Origin of the sequence: Paractinoplanes globisporus DSM 43857, assembly GCF_000379645.1 — a bacterium.
Taxonomy (GTDB): Bacteria; Actinomycetota; Actinomycetes; order Mycobacteriales; family Micromonosporaceae; genus Actinoplanes; species Actinoplanes globisporus.
Genome location: NZ_KB903305.1, coordinates 13,238 through 37,862, shown reverse-complemented (window position 1 = coordinate 37,862; position 24,625 = coordinate 13,238). Strand labels below are relative to the sequence as shown.

At 70.9% G+C, this 24,625-nt stretch carries 17 protein-coding genes; 2 read left to right on the top strand and 15 right to left on the bottom strand.

The annotated features are described in order from the left end of the window. Position 1: 1 nt before the first annotated feature. Positions 2-2,479 carry an aminopeptidase N gene (gene pepN / locus A3CQ_RS0119420; RefSeq protein ID WP_020512615.1) on the bottom strand — a complete coding sequence of 826 codons (2,478 nt, stop codon included), beginning with the start codon at positions 2,477-2,479 and terminating at the stop codon, positions 2-4. 201 nt (positions 2,480-2,680) lie between these two features. Here pepN and trpS point away from each other — a divergent pair, with 201 nt between their 5' ends. After that, positions 2,681-3,649: a tryptophan--tRNA ligase gene (trpS, locus tag A3CQ_RS0119415; RefSeq protein ID WP_020512614.1), complete on the top strand. Its 969-nt coding sequence runs from the start codon at positions 2,681-2,683 to the stop codon at positions 3,647-3,649. Here the strand turns inward: trpS and A3CQ_RS0119410 are convergent. The 11 genes from A3CQ_RS0119410 to A3CQ_RS0119360 all read right to left on the bottom strand — a co-directional run bounded on the left by A3CQ_RS0119410 (position 3,638) and on the right by A3CQ_RS0119360 (position 16,664). Continuing rightward, a complete protein-coding gene (locus A3CQ_RS0119410) occupies positions 3,638-4,090 on the bottom strand; it encodes a GNAT family N-acetyltransferase (protein ID WP_020512613.1) in 453 nt (150 codons plus the stop codon). The genes trpS and A3CQ_RS0119410 overlap by 12 nt on opposite strands. 56 nt (positions 4,091-4,146) lie before the next feature. Next, positions 4,147-5,652 carry a GTPase ObgE gene (obgE, locus tag A3CQ_RS0119405; RefSeq protein ID WP_020512612.1) on the bottom strand — a complete coding sequence of 502 codons (1,506 nt, stop codon included), beginning with the start codon at positions 5,650-5,652 and terminating at the stop codon, positions 4,147-4,149. A gap of 74 nt (positions 5,653-5,726) precedes the next feature. Next, positions 5,727-5,984 carry a 50S ribosomal protein L27 gene (gene rpmA, locus A3CQ_RS0119400; RefSeq protein WP_020512611.1) on the bottom strand — a complete coding sequence of 86 codons (258 nt, stop codon included), beginning with the start codon at positions 5,982-5,984 and terminating at the stop codon, positions 5,727-5,729. 14 nt (positions 5,985-5,998) lie between these two features. Further along, positions 5,999-6,313: a 50S ribosomal protein L21 gene (gene rplU, locus A3CQ_RS0119395; protein WP_020512610.1), complete on the bottom strand. Its 315-nt coding sequence runs from the start codon at positions 6,311-6,313 to the stop codon at positions 5,999-6,001. A gap of 155 nt (positions 6,314-6,468) precedes the next feature. Then, positions 6,469-6,975: a hypothetical protein gene (locus A3CQ_RS0119390; RefSeq protein WP_020512609.1), complete on the bottom strand. Its 507-nt coding sequence runs from the start codon at positions 6,973-6,975 to the stop codon at positions 6,469-6,471. A gap of 112 nt (positions 6,976-7,087) precedes the next feature. After that, positions 7,088-10,135, bottom strand: coding sequence for an Rne/Rng family ribonuclease (locus tag A3CQ_RS0119385; RefSeq protein ID WP_026205894.1), 3,048 nt, complete (start codon positions 10,133-10,135; stop codon positions 7,088-7,090). 136 nt (positions 10,136-10,271) lie between these two features. Then, positions 10,272-11,021: a TIGR03936 family radical SAM-associated protein gene (locus A3CQ_RS0119380; protein ID WP_020512607.1), complete on the bottom strand. Its 750-nt coding sequence runs from the start codon at positions 11,019-11,021 to the stop codon at positions 10,272-10,274. Between the two features lie 32 nt (positions 11,022-11,053). Next, positions 11,054-12,997 carry a TIGR03960 family B12-binding radical SAM protein gene (locus A3CQ_RS0119375; protein ID WP_020512606.1) on the bottom strand — a complete coding sequence of 648 codons (1,944 nt, stop codon included), beginning with the start codon at positions 12,995-12,997 and terminating at the stop codon, positions 11,054-11,056. A 20-nt stretch (positions 12,998-13,017) separates the two neighbouring features. Next, complete coding sequence (locus A3CQ_RS0119370) at positions 13,018-13,362, bottom strand: STAS domain-containing protein (RefSeq protein WP_020512605.1); 345 nt, start codon at positions 13,360-13,362, stop codon at positions 13,018-13,020. Further along, entirely contained in the window at positions 13,359-15,857 is a 2,499-nt protein-coding gene (locus A3CQ_RS0119365; RefSeq protein WP_026205892.1) for a SpoIIE family protein phosphatase, read from the bottom strand. Before A3CQ_RS0119365 ends, A3CQ_RS0119370 begins: the two co-directional genes overlap by 4 nt. 9 nt (positions 15,858-15,866) lie before the next feature. Beyond that, the gene (locus A3CQ_RS0119360; protein WP_026205891.1) at positions 15,867-16,664 is read right to left on the bottom strand and encodes an alpha/beta fold hydrolase; all 798 of its coding nucleotides are present in this window, start codon (positions 16,662-16,664) and stop codon (positions 15,867-15,869) included. A gap of 155 nt (positions 16,665-16,819) precedes the next feature. Here A3CQ_RS0119360 and A3CQ_RS59190 point away from each other — a divergent pair, with 155 nt between their 5' ends. After that, positions 16,820-17,857 carry a hypothetical protein gene (locus A3CQ_RS59190; protein WP_020512602.1) on the top strand — a complete coding sequence of 346 codons (1,038 nt, stop codon included), beginning with the start codon at positions 16,820-16,822 and terminating at the stop codon, positions 17,855-17,857. Here A3CQ_RS59190 and A3CQ_RS0119350 read toward each other — a convergent pair. The 3 genes from A3CQ_RS0119350 to A3CQ_RS64230 all read right to left on the bottom strand — a co-directional run bounded on the left by A3CQ_RS0119350 (position 17,844) and on the right by A3CQ_RS64230 (position 24,511). Beyond that, positions 17,844-18,521, bottom strand: coding sequence for a lysophospholipid acyltransferase family protein (locus A3CQ_RS0119350; RefSeq protein ID WP_020512601.1), 678 nt, complete (start codon positions 18,519-18,521; stop codon positions 17,844-17,846). The genes A3CQ_RS59190 and A3CQ_RS0119350 overlap by 14 nt on opposite strands. 157 nt (positions 18,522-18,678) lie before the next feature. Beyond that, positions 18,679-21,804 carry an isoleucine--tRNA ligase gene (ileS, locus tag A3CQ_RS0119345; RefSeq protein ID WP_020512600.1) on the bottom strand — a complete coding sequence of 1,042 codons (3,126 nt, stop codon included), beginning with the start codon at positions 21,802-21,804 and terminating at the stop codon, positions 18,679-18,681. A 259-nt stretch (positions 21,805-22,063) separates the two neighbouring features. Further along, entirely contained in the window at positions 22,064-24,511 is a 2,448-nt protein-coding gene (locus A3CQ_RS64230; protein WP_245577273.1) for a VOC family protein, read from the bottom strand. Positions 24,512-24,625 lie beyond the last annotated feature (114 nt).

The following is a 24,625-nucleotide window of genomic DNA, read 5'->3' as shown; positions in this document are numbered from 1 at the left end:
TCTAAAAGCGGGCAGCCAGCGCCTTGCGCATGTCGTCGTCCTGGTCCTGCACGACGCGGCGCAGGATCGGATCAAGATCTTCGCGGGACAGCAGCTCGGCGGCGAGCCGCCGGGTCTCCGGGTCCACCACCAATTCCGGGTACGCGAGACCGACCGTCCTCTCCGCGCTCATGCCACTCCGGATCCGCATCATCGCGGGCATCTCGGCGAAGTAGCGCGCCACGTACGGGGCGAGCAGGCCGAGCTGCTCCGGCTGCCAGAACCCGGACGCGGTCATCTCGACCAGCCGGTTGGACAGCTTCACGTCCTCGACGATCGACCGCCAGGCCGCGGCCTTCGCCTCGGCCGACGGCACCGCCGCACGACAGCGGGCGGCCCACTGCTCGCCGGTGGCGCTGCGGTCCCGTTCGAACTCGGCGTCGATCTCGGCCGGCCCGGCTGCGCCCAGCACGACGAGCCGGTAGAGGATCAGCCAGCGCAGGTCGGCGTCGATCGCGAGCCCCTCCGGCACGCCCACGCCGGCCAGCCAATCGGTGAGCCGGGCCGCGTCGACCGTAGCGCCGATGAACCCGCGGGCGGCCGCGAGCTGCCGGGACCCGCCCGGCTCGGAGACGGCGAGCAGCCGGTCGGTGGCCTGCGCGACGAGCTCGAGCGCGGCGGGCCGAGTGTCGGCGGTCGAGTAGCGGTCGACCAGGCTGCGGGTGGCCCGCAGCACGTCCTCGACGATCACCACCTCGGTCTCCACCGGCAGCGCGGCCAGCACGAGCGTGACCAGCTCGGCGACCGGGCGCTCGCCGTCGACCACGGCGTCGAGGGTGGCGGCCCAGAGCACGGCCCGGGCCAGTGAGTCGCCGATCAGCGGCAGGACGACCGGAACGGCGGCGTTCGACGCCTCGTCCAACCGGATCTTCGCGTACGTGAGATCGCCGTCGTTGAGCAGCACCAGGTCGGCCCTTCCGGAGATGTCCGGAACATCGGAGGAGGCCGACGCCGCGACCTCGGCCGAGACGAGCGAACGCCGTACGACGGTTCCATCGAGGCGGTCGTAGAGCCCGATCCCGATCTTGTGCGGACGCAGGGTCGGATACGCGGCCGGCGCGGTCTGCAGCACCGAGATCGACCCGTCCGCACCGACCGACGTCCGCAGCGTGTTCACCTGCGCCCGCCGCAGCCACACCTCGGCCCACGCCGAGAGATCCCGCCCGCTCGCCTTGGCCAGCTGCGCCAGCAGGTCGGCGAGCGTGGCATTCCCGTACGCGTGGGCCTCGAAGTGCGCGTTCAGCCCCGCCCGGAACGCCTCGTCCCCCACCCACGCCACCAGCTGTTTGAGGGTCGCCGCCCCCTTCGCGTACGAGATCCCGTCGAAGTTGAGCAGCGCCTGATCGGTGTCCGCGACCTCGACCGGCGCCACCGGATGGGTGGACGGGTGCTGGTCGGCCCGCAGCCCCCACGCCTTGCGCTGCATCGCGAAGGTCGTCCACGTCCCCTTGAACCGGGTGGCCTCCTCGGTGACCCGCGTGCCCAGGTACTCGGCGAACGACTCGTTCAGCCACAGGTCGTCCCACCAGGCCATGGTCACCAGGTCGCCGAACCACATGTGCGCCATCTCGTGCGCGATCACGTTGGCTCGCGACTCGCGCTGGCCCTCGGTCACCGCCGAGCGGTAGATCATCTCGTCCCGGAAGACCACCAGGCCGGGGTACTCCATGGCGCCGAAGTTGAACTCCGGCGCGAACGCCTGCTGGTAGTGCCCGAAGGGGTACCGGATGTCGAACATCTCGTGGTACCGGTCCAGGCACTGCTTCGTGATCGTGAACAGTTCCGGGGCCTGCTCGTCGAGGTGCTCGGCGAGCGCCGCCCGCACGTAGAGCGCCAGCGGGATGCCGTCGTGCGTGTCGGTCACCGCGTGGAACGGCCCGGCGAAGAGCGTGGCCAGGTACGTCGAGATCGGCTTCGTGGGCTCGAACTCCCAGTGCCCGCCGGCCGAGGACCGCAGCATGCCGTTGGTGGCAACCTTCCACGCGGCCGGCGCGGTCACCGACACCCGCCACGACGCCTTGAGGTCGGGCTGGTCGAAGGCCGGCAGCACCCGCCCCGCGTTGTTGATGAACAGGTGCTGGTAGAGGTACACGTTCCCGTCGGCCGGGTCGACGTACTTGTGCAGGCCCTCGCCCGTGTTCGAGTACCGCATCGTCGCCGTCACGGCGAGCTCGTTCGTGGCGGCCAAGTCGGAGAGCACAAGCCGCCCGTCGACGGGCGCCGGCACCGGAACGCCGTTCAGCGTCATCGACTCGACGGAGACCGGCTCGAACTCCAGGAAGGTCGTCGAACCTGGCCGGGCATCGAACCGCACCACTGCCCGCGACGTGAACGTGTCCCCCTCACCGGTGACGTCGAGGTGAACCTCGTACTCGTGGACGTCGACGGTGGCGGCGCGGTCAGCGGCCTCGGCACGGGTGAGCGACATGACGACCATCATGCCTGTCCGTCCGATCCGGGACATCGCCGCCTCGCGGTAGGATGGTCACGTGCGCACGCTGAACCTCTGCTGGTGGCTGCCCTGACCGGGCGGCTCACCCACACGCGCACGACACCATCGCGGCCGCCTCTCCGGGCGGCCGTTTTCGCATGTCACGGCCATCTCCGGCGGGGCTCGGCCCCCGACCGGAAGGAAACGACCATGACCAAGCGACTCACCGGCTTTCAGCCCACCGGAAACCTGCACCTCGGCAACCTTCTCGGCGCCATGCGCCCGCTCGTGGCGGCGCAGGAGGAGCCCGGCGGCTCGATCGCCATGATCGCCGACCTGCACGCGATGACCATGGAACATGAGCCGGCCGCCCTGAGAAAGGGCACGCTCGACGTGGCCACGCTGCTGCTCGCCGCCGGTGTCGACCCGGGGCGCACCGAGCTCATCGCGCAGTCGCAGATCCCCGAGCACACCGAGCTGCACTACCTGCTGGAGTGCACGACCGCCTACGGCGAGGCGGCCCGCATGATCCAGTTCAAGGAGAAATCGGCCCGGGGCGGCCCGGTCCGGCTCAGCCTGCTGACCTACCCGGTGCTGATGGCGGCCGACATTCTGGTGCACAACGCCCATGAGGTGCCGGTCGGCGACGACCAGAACCAGCATCTCGAGCTCACCCGGGCCCTGGCCACCCGGTTCAATGCCCGCTACGGCGAGACCTTCGTGGTGCCCGAGGGCGTACGCCCCGAGTCGGCCGCGCGGATCATGGACCTCGCCGATCCGGTCCGCAAGATGAGCAAGAGCTCGGCGACGGCGGCCGGGCGGATCGGCCTGCTCGACCCGCCCGAGGTGATCCGCCGGACGATCTCGCGGGCGGTCACCGACACCGTGGGCATCGTCCGGCACGACCCGGAGAACCAGCCGGGCGTCACCAACCTGCTGGCGATCCTGGCCGAGAGCACGGGCGAGCGGCCGGGCGCGTACACGTCCTACGGTGCGCTGAAACGCGACGTCACCGAGGCGGTGGATGCCCTGCTCGCGCCCATCCGCAAGCGCTACGCCGAGCTGGCCGACGACCCCGGCTACGTCCGCGAGATCTTGGCGGAGGGCAAGGCCAAGGTTCGGCCTGCGGCGCTTGCCACCGTACGGAGGGCACGCGCCGCGCTCGGGTTATTGGACTAACGCGGCGAGGCGTTTTTCGAAGCACACGCTGAACGGGTTGTCGACGTACGGGCCGTAGGCGGGGATCTGGTGGTAGCCCGCCGACTGGTAGAGGGCGATCGCCGCGGGAAGGTAGTCACCGGTCTCGAGACGGATGACCGGCCGGCCCGCGGCGAGCGCCTCCTCCTCGATCGCGACGATCATCTGGCGGGCGATGCCGCGGCCCCGGAACGCCGGCCGCACGTACATGCGCTTGAGCTCGGCGACCCCGTCGTCGAGCGCCTGCCACGCCCCGCAGCCCACCGCGCGGTGACCGACGATCGCCACCAGATACGCAGCGTCATTCTGGGGGATGAACACCGCGGAGTTCATCCCCTTGTCGATCTCCCGTATTTCCCGCTGCTGGGCCGTGACCAGGGCGGCAAGTTCCGGGTCCAGAGCGGGGCGGGATTCGATCAGCACACCGTGACTCTAAGCGAGGACCGTTTCCGGATGGTTGCGCGAAGCTGGACTACGCCCTATTCGCCGGTGTCGTCCTCATCGTCCTCGTCGGTAACCAACACCGGCCGCTGGGCGTTCGCGAGCGTCGTGATCGTGCCGTCGGCGTCCATGTGCAGCAGCTCGTCGTCGGTGCGGGTCCGGCGCGCCTTGCGGGCGGCGAGCCGCTGCGCCGCCGAGGCCCGGCCGCTCTCCTCCTCGAGGCGGGCGTCGGTGCCGCGCGGGCCGGCCACGAACTCGCCGCCGTTGGGATGCCAGTCGAACTCGCGATCGGCGATCCGCACCGGGTCGCCCGGCTGCGCGCCCCTCTTGGCGAGGTCGGCCTCGACCCCGAGCCGCTCGAGCCGGTCGGCCAGGTAGCCGATCGCCTCGTCGTTGTCGAAGTTCGTCTGCCGGATCCAGCGCTCGACCTTCGCGCCGCGCACCACGAAGACACCGTCCTCGTCCTGCGCGATCGTGAAGCCGCTGTCGTCGACCGCGCGGGGGTGCACCACGACCCGGGACGGCTCGGCGGGCGGCTTGGCCAGGCGGTGCTCGGCCACGGTGGCGGCCAGGGCGAACACGAGCTCCTTGAGACCCTCGCGGGTGACGGCGCTGACCTCGAAGACGCGGTAACCGCGCTCCTCCAGCGAGGGCCGGACCATCTCGGCGAGGTCGCGCCCGTCCGGGATATCGATCTTGTTGAGCACCACGAGCCGGGGGCGGTCCTCGAGACCGCCGTACGCGGTCAGCTCGGCCTCGATCGCGTCGAGGTCGGCCAGCGGGTCGCGCTCGATCTCCGGCGTCGCCGCGTCGAGCACGTGAACCAGCACCGAGGTGCGCTCGATGTGCCGCAGGAACTGCATGCCCAGGCCCTTGCCGGTGGCCGCGCCCGGGATGAGACCGGGCACGTCGGCCACGGTGAACGTCTGGTCGCCGGCCTGCACCACGCCGAGGTTGGGCACGAGGGTGGTGAACGGGTAGTCGGCGATCTTCGGCTTGGCCGCGGACATCACCGAGATCAGCGACGACTTGCCGGCCGACGGGAAACCGACCAGGCCGACGTCGGCGACGCTCTTCAGCTCGAGTACGACGTCGAGCTGCTCACCCGGCTCGCCGAGCTCGGCGAAGCCGGGCACCTTGCGCCGGGTGTTGGCCAGCGACGCGTTGCCCCGGCCGCCGCGTCCGCCGCGGGCCGCCTCGAAGCTGGCACCGGCGCCGATCAGGTCGGCCAGCACCTCGCCGTCGGCGTTCTGCACGACCGTGCCGTCGGGCACCGAGAGCACCAGGTCCTTGCCGTTGGCGCCGTCGCGGTTGGCGCCCGCGCCGCCACCGCCGTTGGGGGCCTTGACGTGCGGGTGGAAATGGAAGTCGAGCAGCGTCTGCATCTGCGGGTCGACGACCAGCGTGACGCTGCCGCCGTGCCCGCCGTTGCCGCCGTCGGGGCCGCCGAGCGGCTTGAACTTCTCCCGGCGCACCGAGACGCAGCCGTGCCCGCCGTCACCCGCCTGCAGGTGCAGCACGACCCGATCGACGAACGTGGTCACTTGCTCAACTCTCCTCAAAAGCAACAACGGGCCGAGAACCCCCGGAGGGGTCCTGGGCCCGCTGTTGGTAAGACTTACTCCGAGACCGGGACGATGCTCACGGTCTTGCGGCCGCGGATCGTGCCGAACTGCACGTTGCCGGTGGCCAGCGCGAACAGCGTGTCGTCGCCGCCGCGGCCGACGAGCTCGCCCGGGTGGAACTTCGTGCCGCGCTGGCGGATCAGGATCTCGCCGGCGTTGACCAGCTGGCCGCCGAACCGCTTGACGCCGAGCCGCTGAGCGGAGGAGTCACGGCCGTTGCGCGAGCTGGAAGCACCCTTTTTGTGAGCCATGAGTGATCCGCCCCTTACTTCCCGCTCGTGATGCCGGTCACCTTGACGCGAGTCAGCGGCTGACGGTGCCCCTGGCGCTTGTGGTAGCCGGTCTTGTTCTTGAACTTGTGGATCCGGATCTTCGGACCCTTGGTGTGCTCGGCGATCTCGCCGGACACCGTAACGTTGGCAAGCTTGGCCGCGTCGGTCACCAGGTTGTCACCGTCGACGAGGAGGACCGCAGCGAGCGTCAGCGCATCGCCGGGCGCACCCGCGAGCTTCTCGACCTCGATCACGTCGCCCTCGGCAACCTTGTACTGCTTGCCGCCGGTCTTGACGATCGCGTACATCGGACGCGGACTCCCTGAGACTTACGCAGCGATAACCGCTGCTTGGCGGATGGTGCTGGCCCGGCCGGGTGGTAACACGGACGCGGAGCACGGCGCATGGAAAAGCGCCGTCGGCAAGCGTACTTCATCCGACGCGCCGATCCCAAACCGGGGCGTCAGCTCCGGCCGCAGGCCTTGTCAAGGGTAGCCGTGATCGCCGACATCTTGTCCGGATTGATCTTCGCGACGTCGCCCTTGAACGCGGTGACCTGCTTGCTCATCTGGGTCAGCGCCGCCTTGAGTGCCTTGTCGTCGGCAAGCTTGGCCATGCCGGCCAGCGCGGACGAGAAGCTCGACACGTCCCGGTCGATCTTCTCCTGGGCCTGCGCCTTCGCCGCCGCGCCCTGGCTCGCGGCGTCGATCTGCATCTGGAGGTCGGCGATGAAGGCCTGGCCGAAACCGGTGCTGGTGCGCTCGGCCTGCTCGCAGATGGCCTTGGTGTTGCCGCTCAGCGCCTTGTCGGCCGAGGCGGCCACCGACGGGTCCACCGGCGCGGGCGCCACGGCCGAGGCGCCGCCCCCGGCGTTCGGGGTGGGGCCGGCGGTGGTCGCCGCGTCGTCGCCCGCGGCGGAGCAGCCGGCCAGGAGCAGCGGAAGGACCAACAGGGGCGCGAAGCGTCGCACGGGGAGCTCTCCTCGGGGGGAAGGATCGATCCCCCGGAGGGTAGCGGACTTCGACGACGGTGAGCGGCTTGGCAGTTAAGTTTCTTTACCAAACCGCTCCCGCGTCGATGCCTTACGGCCGGGTACGCCGCCGGGTGCCGCCCCGCCGGGTACGGCGCCGGCCCGCGCCCGCGCCGACCGGCTCGTCGTCGTCCTCTTCTTCCTCGTCTTCTTCCTCGTCGATCGCGTCCGGGTCGTCCGCCCCGGTCAGCCGCAGCGGCTCGACCGGCTCGCCGAGCTCGACCGGCTCGGCCTGCGACGCCTGCGAAGCCTGCGAAGCCTCGTAACGCGACAGGTCGTACCCGCTGATGTCGTAGTCGTCCTCGGGGTCGGCCGAGGTCAGCGCCGACCCGGCCGGCGCGACGATCCCGGAGCCCACGATCGGCGGCAGGCCAGCGGCGACCGCCATCGGGTCCTCGCCATCGGTGACCGGTGTCGCCGGGGCGGCCTCGGCCCCGCCTCGCCGCCGCCGCGACCGGGTGGAGGCGGCCGGCTGCTGTTGCTGCGCCGGTGCGGGCGGCTGCTCGGTACGGGTCGCCGCCGCCACCGCCTTGACCTGGTTGCCCGCGCCGCCGCCACCGCCGCCACCGCCGCCACCGCCGCCACCGTTGGTCCGCTTCTCCGGCACCGGCTCGGTGTGGATGATCACGCCCCGGCCCTTGCAGTGGTCGCAGGTCTCGCTGAACGCCTCGAGCAGGCCCGAGCCGATCCGCTTGCGGGTCATCTGCACCAGGCCGAGCGAGGTGATCTCGGTGACCTGGTGCTTGGTGCGGTCGCGGCCCAGGCACTCGGTGAGCCGCCGCAGCACCAGCTCGCGGTTGCTCTCCAGCACCATGTCGATGAAGTCGATCACCACGATGCCGCCGAGGTCGCGCAGCCGCAGCTGACGCACGATCTCCTCGGCCGCCTCGAGGTTGTTGCGGGTGACCGTCTCCTCGAGGTTGCCGCCGGCGCCGGTGTACTTGCCGGTGTTCACGTCGACGACCGTCATCGCCTCGGTCCGGTCGATCACCAGGTGGCCGCCCGAGGGCAGGAACACCTTGCGGTCGAGGCCCTTGAGGATCTGCTCGTCGATCCGCTTGTCGGCGAAGAGGTCCCCGGCGCCGGTGTACCGGTGCAGGCGCTCGACCAGGTCCGGCGACACCGAGTTGAGGTAGTTCTCCACCTCGGCGTACGCCTGGTCGCCCTGCACCACCAGCTCGCGGAAGTCCTCGTTGAAGAGGTCCCGGACGACCCGGATGACCAGGTCGGGCTCCTCGGAGAGGGCGACCGGCGCGTGGCCCTCGGCCGCCTTGCGCTGGATCTCCTCCCACTGCGCCTGCAGCCGCTTCACGTCGCGGGCCAGCTCGTCCTCGCTCGCGCCCTCGGCCGCGGTCCGCACGATCACCCCGGCGCCGTCCGGCACCAGCTTCTTGAGCACGTCGCGCAGGCGCTTGCGCTCGGTGTCGGGCAGCTTGCGGCTGATCCCGGACGCGTTGCCGTTGGGCACGTAGACCAGGTGCCGGCCGGAGAGCGCGATGTGGCTCGAGAGCCGGGCGCCCTTGTGACCGATGGGGTCCTTGGTGACCTGGACCAGCACCGAGTCGCCGGACTTGAGCGCCTGCTCGATCGAGCGGGCGCGGCCCTCCAGCCCGGTGGCGTCCCAGTTGACCTCGCCGGCGTAGAGCACGGCGTTGCGGCCCCGGCCGACGTCGACGAACGCCGCCTCCATGCTGGGCAGCACGTTCTGCACCTTGCCGAGGTACACGTTGCCGACCATGGTGCCGGAGGTCGCCCGGGCCACGTAGTGCTCGACGAGAATGCCGTCCTCGAGCACCGCGATCTGGGTGCGGTCGGATTTCTGCCGTACGACCATGACCCGGTCGACGGCCTCGCGGCGGGCCAGGAACTCCGACTCGCTCAGGATCGGCGGGCGGGTGCGGCGCTGCTCCCGGCCGTCCCGGCGGCGCTGGCGCTTGGCCTCGAGCCGGGTCGAGCCGGAGACGCCCTGCACCTCGTCGGTGCGGCGCGGCTCGCGCACGCGGACGACCGTGTGCACGCCGTCCTCGATGCCACCTGCCTCGCCGTCCCCGCTGGCGCCCTTGCGGCGGCGACGGCGCCGGCGGCGGGTGACGCCGTCACCCTCGTCGCCCTCGTCCTCGCCTTCCTCGCCGTCGCCCTCGGTCTCGACGGACGCCTCGGCGCCCTCCTCGATCTCGGCCATCTCGTCGTCGGCGGTGCCCTTGCCCCGGCCACGGCCGCGGCGGCCACGGCGGCGGCGACGACGGCCGGCGGCGTAATCGTCGTCGCCCTCGTCCTCGAGGCCTTCCTCGACGTCGTCGGCGGATTCGTCCGCCTCATCGACGGGCTCGGTGACCTCGGCGGTCTCGATCGTCTCGGCCGGCTCCTCGGCGGCCGAACCGCGACGGCGGCGACGGCTGCGGCGGGAGCCCTCGACCGGCTCCTCGACCGGAACCTCGGCTACGGCCGCCTCGGTTTCCGAGACCTCGGGCTCGGCGGGGGCCGGTGCCGCCGCAGGGGCGGCCGCGCGACGCGAGCGCCGCGCGACGGGTGCCGGCTCGGACTCGGTGGCGTCCGGGGGCATGAAGAGCACGGCGGGAGGCAGCGCGACCCGACGCGTACGGCGCCTGGGCTGCTCCTCCTCCACGAAGTCGTCGTCGAGCGGGAGAACACCGATGATCGGCGTCTCCTCGACCGGCTCGTCCTCGACCGGAGCCTCGGCCTCGTCGATCGCGACAACCGGCTCGGGTGCGGGCTCGACGATCGGCTCGGGAGCCGGTTCCGCGAGGGCGGGAGCGGCCTTCTTCCGCCGGGTGCGGGTCGCCTTGACCGGCGGAGCGGCCTCGGCCGCATCCGAATCCGAAGGCACGGCCGCGGGCTCCTCCGGAGAAGCAGCCGGTGCGGCCGCCTTCCGGCGACTGCGGGTCGCCTTCACCGGTTTGACGGGCGGCTGTTCCCCGGTGGTCTCCAGCTCGACGGAGACGGCGGCTTCCGGGGCCACCGCCTTCCGGCGAGGAGCACGAGTCCGGCGAGCGGGAGTGGTAGTAGGTGTATCGGTGGTCTCGGCGGGCGGCACAACAGCTCCGCTCGTTTCACCACCCTGTGGCTCGTTTTCGAGCATGGGGCGCTCTCCAGTTCTGGCGGCCCCGGGCGCGTGTGAGCGCTGCCACGCAGGGCTGCCGCAAGTGTTTCGGTCCCGGCCGGGTTGGCGGACGGGCGTCCGAAGTCTGCCGATAGGGCCCCAACTGGCGATCCAGCTAGTGCCCTCCGATGGCGGCACGGTCCGTGTCCAACGGATCGACGATCTCCCCCTGCGCGGTGAGCGTGCCCTGGGCCAGCCGGGTCACCCGTGGGGGCACCGGCGGCTCCAGGCCAGCTACGACACGCAGGCCGGAAAGGACGTCATCGGGTCGTACGGCGGGCGTTACCTGTCGTACGACAAGGTCGATTATCGCACACGGTGCCGCGAACGCCCCGGAAGGTAGGTGGGACTGCTCGGTCACAGCGAGATGAGTCACCGCGGCCCGGGCGTCGAAGGAGCGGCGCCCCTGCTTGGTCATGCGCTCGACCAGCACCTCGCCGGCGTCCAGAAAACTCTTGACGGCGGCCGCCGCGACGGCCGGGTCGACCTCGGGCAGCTCCAGCCGCCATCGGGAGGCGTCGATGCGGTCGGCGAGGCTGCCCTCGTCGGCCACGACGGCTTCCAGCACGTCAAGCCCGGGAGAGAGGGCCGCGTCGAGGGCAAGCACCAACTGCGCCGGGTCGACCTCGGCCTGCAGACCGATCTCCAGGTACTCCGCCTCGCTGCTGACGCCGGTGGGCGCCGCGCTCGCGTACGAAATCTTGGGGTGTGGGGTGAAACCCTGCGAATAGGCGATCGGAACCGCGGCCCGGCGCAGGGCACGCTCGAAGGCACGGGCGAAGTCCCGGTGTGACGTGAATCGCAGCGGGCCACGCTTCGCGTACCGGATCCGGATCCGCTGGACGACCGGAGCCTGGCCGCCCACCGGCTGGTTCTTGGGGGGAATTGTCGTTACTCCTAAGCCGGGACCCGCAGGTTGTTCACGGGAGTAAGGGGCAATAGCTTCTTGCCGGTCGGGCCGATCTGGATCTCGGTGTCCATCGACGGGCAGACGCCACAGTCGAAGCACGGGGTCCAGCGGCAGTCGTCCTGCTCGTACTCGCTGAGCGAGTCCTGCCAGTCCTGCCAGAGCCAGTCCTTGTCGAGGCCGGAGTCGAGGTGGTCCCAGGGCAGCACCTCGGACTGGTCGCGCTCGCGAGTGGTGAACCAGTCGAGGTCGACCCCGAACCCGGGCAGCACCTCGGCGGCGGACTCGATCCAGCGGGCGTACGAGAAATGCTCGCTCCACCCGTCGAAACGTCCGCCTTTTTCCCAGACGCGCCGGATCACTGCCCCGACGCGCCGATCGCCCCGGGAAAGCAGGCCCTCGATCAGCGACGGCTCGCCGTCGTGGTAGCGGTAGCCGATCGCGCGGCCCAGCGACCGGTCGCTGTTGATCTCCTGCTTGAGCAGCTTGAGCCGGTGGTCGATCACCTCGGGCCGGGCCATCGGCGCCCACTGGAACGGGGTGTGCGGCTTGGGCACGAACCCGCCGATCGACACCGTGCAGCGGATGTCCTTGGTGCCGGTCGCGGCCCGGCCCGCCTTGATCACCTCGTGCGCCATCCGGCCGATCTGCAGCACGTCGTCGTCGGTCTCGGTGGGCAGGCCGCACATGAAGTAGAGCTTCACCTGCCGCCAGCCGTTCGAATACGCCGTCACGACCGTCCGGATCAGGTCCTCCTCGGTCACCATCTTGTTGATGACCTTGCGGATCCGCTCGGAGCCGCCCTCGGGGGCGAAGGTGAGGCCGGTGCGCCGCCCGTTGCGGGACAGTTCCTGCGCGAGGTCGATGTTGAACGCGTCGACCCGGGTCGAGGGCAGCGACAGCGAGACGTTGGTGTCCGCGTACTGCTCGGCGAGGCCGGAGCACATGTCGCCGATCTCGGAGTGGTCGGCGGACGAGAGCGAGAGCAGGCCGACCTCGGAGAAGCCGGAGAACTCGAGCCCCTCCTTCACCATCTGCCCCACCGTCGTGATCGACCGTTCCCGGACCGGGCGGGTGATCATGCCGGCCTGGCAGAACCGGCAGCCGCGGGTACAGCCCCGGAAGATCTCGACGGCGTACCGCTCGTGGACCGTCTCGGCCAGCGGGACCAGCGGCTTCTTCGGGTACGGCCAGGCGTCGAGGTCCATCGTCGTGCGCTTGGAGACTCGGAACGGGACGTCCGGGCGGTTGGGCACGACCCGCTGGATGCGGCCGTCGGGAAGGTAGTCGACGTCGTAGAAGCGCGGAACGTAGATGCTCTCGGTGCGGGCCAGGCGCAGCAGCAGCTCGTCGCGGCCGCCGGGGCTGCCCTCGGCCTTCCACTCGCGGATGATGCCGCTGATCTCGAGGACCGCTTCCTCGCCGTCGCCGAGCACGGCGGCGTCCAGGAAGTCGGCGATCGGCTCGGGGTTGAAGCTGGCGTGGCCGCCGGCCAGCACGATCGGATCGTCATCGCCGCGCTCGGCGGAAAGCAGAGGGATGCCGGCGAGGTCGAGCGCCGTGAACATGTTCGTGTACCCGAGCTCGGTCGAGAACGACAGGCCGAGCACGTCGAAGTCGCGGACCGGGCGGTGCGCGTCGACGGTGAACTGGGGCACGCCGTGCTCGCGCATCAGCGCCTCGAGGTCGGGCCAGACCGCGTACGTCCGCTCGGCGAGCACGTCCTCCTGCTCGTTGAGCACCTCGTACAGAATCTGGACGCCCTGGTTGGGCAGGCCGACCTCGTAGGCGTCCGGGTACATCAGCGCCCAGCGCACGGTGGTGGCGTCCCAGTCCTTGACGACGGCGCCGAGCTCGCCGCCCACGTACTGGATCGGCTTGCTGATCAGCGGCAACAGCTGCTCGAGCTGAGGAAAGACGGAACGTGCACTCATGGGACTTCAGGGTACGCGGACTATCTCCCCAGCTCGGCCGCGGCCCGGTCGAGGTCGGTTTCCAGAACATCCTCGCGAAACGCGCAAAGCTGCAGGGTCATCCGGGCCGGGCCGCGCTCGCCGACCACGAGCCGGGCCCGCTTGCCCTGGGCCGCGAGGTCGCCGATCAGCGCGTCGAGCAGCCGCACCCCGGCGCTGTCCAGGAAAGAGACGGTGGTCAGGTCGATCAGCACCTTGCCGGACTCCCGGATACGGTTCACGATCGCCCTGCCGATCTCGCCGGAGTTGGCCATGTCGATCTCGCCGGACAGCCTGACCAGCTCGGCGTCGCCGAACTTCGAGAAGGTGATCCACTGGTCGGTCACTCCGCCTCCCGGGCCCGGCGCATGGTGACGGTGGTGCCGTCGGTGCGGTCGAAGAGCACCTGGTCCATCGACTCGCGGATCAGCTGCAGGCCGCGCCCGCGCGATACGTCGGTCGTCGGGCCGCGCCAGGTTCCGTGGTCGGCGACCTTGACCTCGACGGCGTCGGCGGTCACCGTGGCCGCCACGTCGATCGTGCCGAACGGGTCGTCCCGGTACCCGTGCTCGATCGCGTTGGCCACCGCCTCCGAGCAGGCCAGCAGCACCGCGTCCCGGGTCTCCGGCTCGACGTCGTGCGAGACCAGCCAGCCGCGCAGGTCGGCGCGCAGCAGCGCGATCTGCATCCGGTCGGCGCCGATGGTCCGCTCGATCCGCTCCTCGGTGCCCAGCGTCAGGCAGATCAGGCAGACGTCGTCGGTGTTGTCCCGGCCGACCAGGGTGTCGGCCAGGGCCGCGGTCAGACCCTGCAGCGGCGCGTCCCGCCGGCGGGCGTACTCGCGCGCCAGCAACTCGAAGCCCTTGTCGATCGGGCGGGTGCGCCGCTCGATCAGCCCGTCGGTGTAGAGCAGCAGGCGGCTGCCGGCCGGCAGGCGGCGGGTGGTCTGGGTGCGGCGCAGGTCGCCGGCCCGGGAGCCGAGCGCCGCCGACCGGGCCTGCAGCAGGTATTCCGGCGAGCCGGCCGGCTCCTGCAGCAGCGGCGGGAGGTGGCCGGCGCAGGCGTAGGTGAGATCGCCGGTCGGCAGGTCGATCTCGGCATAGGCCACGGTCGCCATCCGGGCGGTCTCGACCCGGTCGACGAACCGGTCGAGCGCCTCCAGCAGCTTGGCCGGGCCGACCTCGTCGCCGGCGAGCGCCCGGATCGCGCTGCGCAGCTGGCCCATCGTCGTCGCCGCGTCGATGCCCCGGCCGACCACGTCGCCGACGGCCACGGCCAGGCGATCATTGTTGATCATGAAGGCGTCGAACCAGTCGCCGCCGATCTCGAGATCCTGCCCGGCCGCCTGGTAGTAGGTCTCCACCGCGAACCGGGCGTCGCCGCCCGGCATGTTGCCGGCGAGCAGGCTGCGCTGCAGGGTACGGGCGATCTGCCGCTCCTGTTCGTAGAGACGGGAGTTCTCGAGGGCCAGCGCGGACCGGTCGGCGAGCTCGACGAGGAACGCGTGCTCGCCGGCGACGCTGAGGTGCTCGGGCGCCATCCGCAGCGACAGCGTGCCGAGGACCCGGCCGCGGGCGGTCAGCGGCAGCACCGCGCAGCCCAGTTTCTCGTCGGGCGCCGGGAAGATGGCCTCGCCGGTCGTGGTCACCCGGGCCAAGGCGTGGGCGAGCAGGTCGGCGTCGGGCGCCGGGCCACCCTTCTCCTCCAGTACGCCGGTCGGGCCGACCGAGAGCCGCACGGCCGCCCAGTCGGCGATCTCGGGCACCACCCGGTCGACCAGGATGCGCGACCGGGGCAGGAGGCGGTGCAACTCGTCGAGCGCTCGGGTGGTCTCGGCGAGGAACGTGGCCAGTTCCTCGCGATGGCGGGCGGCGTCGTACAGGCGGGCGCGGTCGAGGGCCTGGCCGGCCTGCTGGCCGAGCAGCCGCACCACGCGCAGCTCAGCGTCGGAGAGCCGGCGCTCGCCGGTGAAGCTGAACGCCAGCACGCCCAGCGTCTCGGTGCCGGCCTGCTCGTCGGCCGGGCCGGTGGTCAGCGGCAGCAGCACCACCGTGTTGCGCCCCGAGCGGCGCATGTTCTCGGCCAGGTCGGGGAAGTGCTGCTTGGCCTCGGTCAGCGAGCCGACCACGTGCAGGTCGCCGCGGTCGGCCACCCGCGCCACCGCCCGCGGCGAGGAGCGCGGCATGTCGTCCCAGTTGCCCGTGGTGGGGTCGGTCGAGGCGACCGCGACGATCGTGTCGCGCTCGACGTCGACCAGGTAGATGCTGCTGCTCGCCGCGCCGAACGCCGCCTCGGGCGCGCGGACCACGGCCTCCGCGACCTCGGCCTCGGTGGGCGCGGCGGCCAGATCGGCGACGACCTGCTGCAGCACCTGGATGCGGCGCTCGGAGTCCTCGGCGCGCTTGCGGGCGAACAGCAGTTCCTTCTCGTAGCCGCGCCGCTCGGTGGCGTCGAAGAGCGTGGTGCGGATGGCCCGCGGCTCCTGTTCGGGACCGCGGGCAAGCAGCGAGTTGACCAGGGTGGGCAGCGTCCGGCCGTCCGCGCAGACGACGTCGAAGGCGAGCTCGTGCACCTCGTCCTGCATGCGGAGCAGCGGCGCGTAGTGCGTCTCGTAATAGATCTGCCCGCCCGACGAGAGCAGATCGCGGAAGCGGCGGTGACCGACCAGGTCGCCACGCTTGTACCCGGTCCAGGTGAGGAAGGTCTGGTTGACCTTCACGATGGTGCCGTCGGGGAGCGTCGTCAGATACCCGCACGGCGCGTGCTCGTACAGGTCGTCCGGGTCCTCGTCCCAGGGCAGCCGCAACTCCTGCGTCACGTCCGGCCCACCAGAGTCACTCACTGTCCCGCTCTACAGCCAAGCCTTCATAGCGTCGATCGTCTCCTCCGGCGCACTGAGGTTGGGACAGTGCCCGGTCGCGTTCATCCGCACGAGCGTGCTCCCGGAGGTGTGTTTATGAACGTAGTCGCCCACGACCGCCGGCGCGATCACATCGTCGGAGCATTGCAGGATCAGCGACGGTACGCGGAGTCGCAGCAGATCGTCGCGGTTGTCGGAGAGGAACGTGACGCGCGCGAACTTCTTGGCGATCTCGGGGTCCGTGCGGCAGAAGCTGTTGGTCAGCTCGGCGCCGAGGCCCGGCCGGCCGGTGTTACCCATGATCACCGGGGCCATCTGGCTCGACCAGCCCAGATAGTTCGAGTCGAGCGAGTCGAGCAGGGAGTCGATGTCCTCCCGGCCGAAACCGCCGACGTAGTCGTCGGCCGGTTCGTTGATGTACCGCGGGGAGGGGCCGACGAGGACCAGCTTGGCGAAGCGCTCCGGTTCCTTGACCGCGGCGAGCACGCCCATCATGGCGCTCACCGAGTGCCCGACGAAGACGACGTCCCACAGGTCGTGCTCGTGGAGGATCTCGAGGATGTCGTCGGCGTAACCGTCGAGTGAGGAGTAACGGGCGTCATCGTACGCGGATAAATCGGACTTGCCGTTGCCCACGTGGTCGAACAGGACGAGCCGATACGTGTCCGCGAAAGCGGGAGCGACCAGGCGCCACATGTTCTGGTCGCAGCCATAACCATGGGCGAACATCATCGGCTGACCGAGATCGTTCCCGGTCAACGTGACGGCGTTTCTCTGCGTCGTTCTCATGTCTCGGTAACCATACGGCTCCGATGCGTCCGGCACATCGCCCTCTCTGTCCGGCATTTGCGCCCGGAGTCCGTTCCGTGCACGGTCGCCGGCCGTGCCTCCGCTGGCGCACCGGCTCTAACCTGGCGGAAGACGGCAGCGAAGGAGATCGACGGATGGCCGACCAGGAGTCGGGCAAGCTACCTGATCCGACCCGCGTCGAGGGCGGCGACGAGCCGTCGACGGTGGACGCACCGTCCCGGTGGAGCGGCTCGGCCACGGTGCCGCCGCCCACCCCGAAGAAGTCGCGCTGGTCGCGCCGCCGGGCGGAGGAGGACGAGCGCACCGCGGTCCCGGCGGTCGACCCCTGGGCCGGCCACGACACCCCGGTCGACCCGATGCCGGTGGCGGTTGTCGACCCCACCAAGATCGAGCTGCCGGCGCCCCCGGCACCTCCGGCACCCGCACCCGTGCCGGTGCCGCTCCCTACCGCGCCCCGGAAGCCGACCCGCCGCGAGAAGCGAGAGAAGAAAGCGCAGGCCAAGCAGCTCCAACCGGTCAACCGCCTCCCGGTGCAGACCCGCCCGCCGACGCCACCGGCGCCACCGCCGTGGGCGACGCCGAGGCCACCCGAGCGTCCCCTGCCGCCACCCCGCCGCAAGCGCCGCCGGGGCCGCCTGTTCCTCTTCGCGCTCCTGGGCGTCCTGTGCTGCTGCGGTCTTCCGTTCGCCTATTTCCAGTTCCCGGCCGCCCGGCAGTACCCGGTCAGCGCCGACCTCCCGACCGACTTCTCCGACCTGAGCCTGCGCGACGACAGCGCCAGCAAACGCGCCGCCGACCGCCTCGCCCAGGACCTGAAGGCGGCCAAGGCGCGGGACGGGAAACCGTTCGCCGGCGTCTACGGCGACAGCCGCGGCAAGCGAGTCACGATCTTCGGCGTCACCGGCTGGAGATTCACTCCGAAGGGTGACGTCCGGGCGCAGCTCGACCGCCTCGCCGACGACTTCAACCTCTCCGGTGTCACGTCGTTCAACCTCGGCGAGACCGGAGCGCACGAGAGCTGCGGTGTCGGCCGGGCCGACGGCAACGCCGTGGTGGTCTGCGCCTGGGCCGATCACGGCAGCATGGCCACGGTGCTGCTGACCCGCCGCAACATCAAGGACAGCGCCGACCTGGTCGGCCGGCTCCGCTCGGCGGTCCTTACTCCGGGCTAGCGGCCTTGGCGGGGGCGTACCGCGGCACGTACTCCTGCCCGGTCAGCTTCTGGATCTCGGCCATCACCTCGTCGGTGAGGGCCCGCAGCGACGTGCGGTCGTCGGCCCGCCCGGTCGTCTCGATCGGCTTGCCGAACTTGACCGTGATCTTTCCGCGGAACGGCATGGGGTACGGCTGGCCGATCGGCTGCACCTTCTCGGTGCCCAGCGTCCCGACCGGGATGATCGGCACGCCCGCGGCCACGGCGAGCCGGGCCACCCCCGTACGCCCTCGATAGAGACGCCCGTCGGGCGAACGGGTCCCCTCGGGATAGACCACGACGCAGTCCCCGGCCTTGAGCACCGGGATGGCGCCGTCGAACGCGGCGAGCGCGTCCCGTCCGCCGGCCCGTTGAACCCGGATGGCCCCGAGTCCGTTGAGCAGGTTACGGGTGAACCAGCCGCTGAGGCCGGTCCCGTCGAAGTAGTCGGACTTGGCCCAGAACGCCAGGTGCCGCGGCACGACCGCGCCGAGGAAGAGCTCGTCGGCGACCGAGAGGTGGTTACCCGCGAAGATCACGCCACCGGTACGGGGCACGAACTCGAGGCCCTCGACGTGCGGCCGCCAGCCGATCATCAGCGCGTTGCCGACGGTGACTTTGCCGATCGAGTAGAGCAGCGGCAACTCGGGTTCCTCCGGGGACGGTTCGTGCAAAAAAGTAGGGGGCACGGTGAGGTTATCGGACGGCACCCCGGAAGTCCCCGTCGATCTTGCGACGCGGCCCGGACATTCACCACACAGGCGGCAAATGTCCGGGCCGGGTTAACTGTTTCACAGCCTCTCAGGCGGTGGCGCGGCTCACCGTCACCGTGATCTCTTCCCCGTCGCCGACCTCGCCGGCGAAGCCGGGAGCGCCCGCGGCCGCGAACCCGACCGAGGTCGCCAGCGTCTCGCCGGCCACGAAGTCCCGGTGCGCCCCGACCGCGAGCTGAACCGCTTCGGTGGCCGAGACGGTCAGCGCGATCCGGTCCGAGACGTCCAGGCCGGCGTCGCGGCGGGCCTGCTGCACGACCCGGATCACGTCGCGGGCCAGGCCCTCGGCGAGCAGCTCGGGCGTCACCACGGTGTCGAGCACGACCACGCCGGCCCCGCCCGGCAGCGGCGCCGAGTTCGCCACGTCGGCGGCGACCTGCTTCAGCTCGTACTCACCCTCCTGGAGGGTGACGCCGGCCGCGACCGGCGCGCCGTCGACGAGCGTCCACTCGCCCTTCTTGACCGCCTGGATGACCTGCTGCACCTGCTTGCCGACGCGCGGGCCGAGCGCCCGGGGCACGACGGTGAGCACCTGCTCGCTGTAGCCGGCGACGTCGTCGGTGAAGACCACGTCCTTGACGTTCACCTCGTCGGCGAGCAGGTCGCCGAAGCTCGCGAGCGCGGCCGCGTCGGCGGTCGCCACCGTGAGCCGGGCCAGCGGCAGCCGCACCCGCAGGGCACGGGCCTTGCGCAGGGACAGCGCGGCCGAGGCCACGTCCCGGATCGCGTCCATCGAGGCGACCAGCTCGTGGTCGGCCGGCAGGTCCGCCGCCGAGGGCCAGTCGGTGAGGTGCACCGACCGCTCCCCGGTGAGGCCGCGCCAGATCTCCTCGGTGGTCAGCGGCGCGAGCGGCGCCACCACCCGGCAGACCGTCTCGAGCACGGTGGCGAGCGTGTCGAAGGCGTCCCGGTCGCCGGCCCAGAACCGGTCCCGCGACCGCCGGACGTACCAGTTGGTCAGCGCGTCCAGGTACGACCGGACCGAGCCGGCCGCGCCCGAGATGTCGTACTCGTCCATCTGGCGCTGGACGTCGGCGACGAGCTCGCCCGTCTTGGCCAGGACGTACCGATCGAGCAGGTGGGTGGAATCTGTTCGGAACTTCGCCTCATAGGCCGAGGCATTTGCATAAAGGCTGAAGAAGTACCAGACGTTCCAGAGCGGCAGCAGCACCTGGCGCACCGAGTCGCGGATGGCCACCTCGGTGACCGGCATGTCCCCGCCCCGGAGAACGGGCGACGACATCAGCATCCACCGCATGGCGTCCGAGCCGTACGTGTCGAAGACCCGGTACACATCCGGGTAGTTGCGCAAGGACTTCGACATCTTCCGGCCGTCCTCGCCGAGCAGGATGCCGTGGCTGAGGCAGTTCAGGAACGCCGGCCGGTCGAACAGCGCCGTGGCCAGCACGTGCATGGTGTAGAACCAGCCCCGCGTCTGACCGATGTACTCGACGATGAAGTCGCCCGGGTAGTGGTGCTCGAACCAGTCCTTGTTCTCGAACGGGTAGTGCACCTGCGCGAACGGCATCGACCCCGACTCGAACCAGCAGTCGAGCACCTCCGGCACCCGGCGCATGGTCGACTTCCCGGTCGGGTCGTCCGGGTTCGGCCGGGTCAGCTCGTCGACGTACGGCCGATGCAAGTCTTTGACCTCGACGCCGAAGTCCCGTTCCAACTCCTCGAACGAGCCGTACACATCGACGCGCGGATAGTTCGGGTCGTCCGACTTCCAGACCGGGATCGGCGAGCCCCAGAACCGGTTCCGCGAGATCGACCAGTCCCGGGCGTTCGCCAGCCACTTGCCGAACGAGCCGTCCTTGATGTGCGCCGGCGTCCAGGTGATCTCCTGGTTGAGCTCGACCATCCGGTCGCGGAACGTGGTGACCGCCACGAACCACGACGACACGGCCTTGTAGACCAGCGGGGTGTCGCAGCGCCAGCAGTGCGGGTACGAGTGCGTGTAGCCCTCGTGCCGCAGAACGACACCCTTCTCCTTCAGCGCGGCGATGACCGGCTTGTTGGCGTCGAAGACCTGCACGCCCTGCCATGGCGGAACGATCGCGGTGAACCGGGTGTGGTCGTCCACGGTCACGATCGTCGGGATGCCGGCCGCGTTGCAGACGTTCTGGTCGTCCTCGCCGAACGCCGGCGCCTGGTGCACGACACCGGTGCCGTCCTCGTCGCTGACGTAGTCGGCCACGAGCACCTGGAACGCGTTCTCGCCGGCCTGCTCGACCAGGAAGTCGAACAGGGGCGTGTACCGGCGCCCGGCCAGCTCCGACCCGAGCACGGTGCCGACCTGCGTGTAGCCCTCGAGTTCCTTGGCATACGCGGCCACTCGCGTCGCGCCCATGATCAGCCGGTGGCCTTCGGCATTTTCCAGGATGGCGTACGTCAGTGAGGGCCCCACGGCCAGCGCGAGGTTGGACGGCAGCGTCCACGGCGTCGTCGTCCAGACGGCGATGTCTTCGCCGGTCTCGAGCCGGAACGTCACGGTCAGCGCCGGGTCGGTCCGATCGCGATAGACGTCATCCATCCGCGTCTCGGTGTTCGACAGCGGCGTCTCGCAGCGGAAACAGTAGGCGAGAACCCGGAAGCCCTCGTACACCAGGCCCTTGTCGTACAGCGTCCGGAACGCCCACATGACCGACTCCATGTAGCTGGGGTCGAGGGTCTTGTAGTCGTTCTCGAAGTCGACCCAGCGCGCCTGCCGGGTGACGTAACGCTCCCAGTCCTTGGTGTAGGCGAGCACCGACGTCCGGCAGGCCTCGTTGAACTTGTCGATGCCCAGCTCGACGATCTGCGCCTTCGTGGTGATCCCGAGCTGCTTCTCGGCCTCCACCTCGGCCGGCAGCCCGTGCGTGTCCCACCCGAACCGGCGCTCGACGTGCTTGCCGCGCATCGTCTGATACCGCGGCACGAGATCCTTCACGTACCCCGTGAACAGATGGCCGTAGTGCGGCAGCCCGTTCGCGAACGGCGGCCCGTCGTAGAAGACGTACTCGTTGCTGCCGCTCTCCCCCGCCGGCCGCCGATCGATGGACGCCTCGAACGTCTTGTCATCGGTCCAGTGCTCGAGAACGGCCCGCTCAACGGCGGGAAGATCCGGACTGGCCGGCACGCCCTCGGAGTCGGTGTGCTTCGGGTAGCCCATCGGTGGATTCTCCTCGCGCAGCTCACATCAAGTGGACTGCGAGGACGAGCGGTCTTTTCACCGCCCGCGGTACCACCTCGCTTGGCAGGGTGTACCTGCCCGCTCATTCGCCGACGATGCCGCACGTGCCGATCCGCCCGGTTCTACTGAGGCCGTCACGGCCCGTTCTTCCGGAGGCTCCCCGGTGATAGCCGGTTCAATGCCTGCGCCACCACAACGATACCGGCCGCCTCAGGATTCCTTCATCCGCATTGCCTGCCTAGCGGATGGCCCGCCACTGCGTGATGGCGATGTTGTGATCGTCCGGGTCCCGGAAGGTCGCCGACCACAGTTCGAGCCGGTCGCCTCGATTGACCGGTTGCGGCGGGTGGACGAACGTCACGCCCTTCTCCTTGAGCTCCGCGTATACGGCTTCGACGTCCCCCACCTCCAGGTTCAGGAAGATCAGCCGCCCGGCCTCGGACGAAAGCCCCGAAACGGTCCGCAACACCAGCCGGGTGTCCCCCGACGCCAGCACCGCGCTCCCGTCTCCCCGGTCGATCTCGTAGAACCCCAGCGTGTCCCGGTAGAAAGTCACCGACCGCTCCAGATCGGTGACAAGAACCGTGATCCCCACCCCGTAGATCGCCCCCGCCGCACCCGGCCGGGCACTCGGATAGGCCGTAATCAACTCATCGGCGTGCTCATCGGGCTCCACCGACACGGGCGGCGGCGCGGCCCAGGGGTTCTCGTCCGGCATTCCGGAAGCCGCAGCACCCCCGGCGGCCGGCGCGGGCTCGGCCGGGCCCGGGCTGGACGCGGCGGCGGGCGCGGGCTCCGTCGGCAAGGGCTGGGTCTGCGCGGGCCCGGTGGGCGCGGGCCCGGTGGGCGCGGGCCCGGCGGGTGCAGGCCCGGTCGGCGCGGGCCCGGTCGGCGCGGCCGAGGCCGGGGCTTCCGGCTCGCCCTTCTCCGAGTGGCCGAACTTCTTCATGGCCGCAACCACACCGGCCGCCATCGCACCTGCAGCTGCGGCCGCCCCCGCCATGACACCCGGCGAGGTGTGCTTCTCCTCCGGAGCGGCGGGCATCTCCCCCGCAGCTGCCCCGGACGGCGGGGACGCCTCGGCATCGTGCGCCGCGTTGGACATGAACCTGGTCGTGGGCCGCGACTCCGGCCCGCGCGGCGTCCCGGCCGCGACCGGCGGCACCTCCGCAGAGACGGATGGCACCTCGACCGGCGGGCTCGGCTCCTCCTCGACCGGGGGCGCGATCAGTCCCTCGTCCATGGCTTCCGCGGCTCCTGGAGACATGCTCTCCGGCTCGGCGTCCGCGTCCAGCGGAAGGTCGATGTCGTCATAACCGGCCGCCGGTGGCGCGCTGGGCCGCCGCGTGGACGGCTCGGGCGCGGTCGGCGGTGGCGAGACCGGGTCGGGCGCGGTCGGGAACGTCGTCACCGGCTCGGGCGCGGCCGTCGTCGCGGTGGCCGTGGGCTCGGGCCGCCGATAAGGCCCCGGCTCATCCAGCGGCACGTCGAGCAGCTCGTCGTCGAGCGGCTCGACGGGCAGATCCTCGGCCGGCAGGTCCTCATCGCCCAGCACGTCATCCGGATGCGGCGCCCGCTGCGGCGGCGCCGTGGCCTGCGTCTCGTCGACGATCGGCTCGGCCGTGGCCGTGGCTGTCCCGCCGCCACGCGGACGAGGGCTGGGTCGTCTCCCGGCCGGTCGCGACTCAGTACCGGCGCCAGGCCCGCCACCAGCCCCGGCAGCACCAAACCCAGCGGCAGCACCGGCGGCAGCGCCGTGCCCAGCGGCAGCACCGACACCCGCACCAGCCCCGGCATCGGCGCCCAGCCCAGCAGCGGGCCCGGCGGCAGCGCCAGCAGCGGCGCCCGGCCCGGCGGCAGCAGCGGCGGCATCCGGCTCAGCGGCAGCGGCATCCGGCTCAGCGGCAGCACCCGCCGCGGGGCCGGCTGCAGCGGCAGCACCCGCCGCGGCGCCGGCTGCAGCGGCACCCGCGGCGGCGCGGCGGGGAAGGGTCTGCGGGGCCTCGTCGTGATCGACGAACTCGCCCTCGACGACCGGGCCAGCGGGAGTGTCGCGCACGACCACCGGTGGGCCCTCGGGGGCGGGCGGCTCTTCCTCGTCCGGCTCGTCGTCCCACTGGCGGTCGCGGGCCACCCACGGTGGTGGGTCCACGTCGCCGAGCAGGTCGTCGTCGATCTCTTCGTCCACCTCGTCGGGGAGGTCGCCGTAGTCGGTGGTGCGCGGGGGCGGCGGGTCCTGGCCCCGGTTGCGCGGCGACGCGTCGTCCCAGTTGATTTTCACGCGGCGCATGTCGTCGACGTCGACGGTGATCGGCAGGGTGTCGCCGGGCATCGGCCACTTCACGACCGGGATGCGTGGCTCGCGGATGGTCACCTCGGAGGTCGGCAGCCCGGGCGCCACGATCACGGCCTGGATCTCGGCGCGGCCGAACACGGCCGACGACGTGGGCGGCGGCGAGATCGCCTTGACCTCGGCGGTGCCGGTGACCCAGGCGCGCGCGCCGCGCCGCACCACATTGACCATCCCGAGGGCGATCGAGAGCACCAGCACGGCCAGGCCGAAGAGGGCCACCCCCCAGCTGGACATGCCGAGCCCCAGCGCCACCACGAAGACGGCGATCGTGCCCATGACGGCCGCCACCAGCTTGCGCGCCGGTGCGACAGGACGGCCGGTCTGGTTTGCCAATGTGGACCTCCCGCTCTTTCACGTCAGGTTATTGCCCGGCGCACTCCGAGGGAAAGTGCGGCAGTCCCGGCGTTGCCGCTCGCCGGAAAGTCGGTACCGATAGGCTGAATCGCG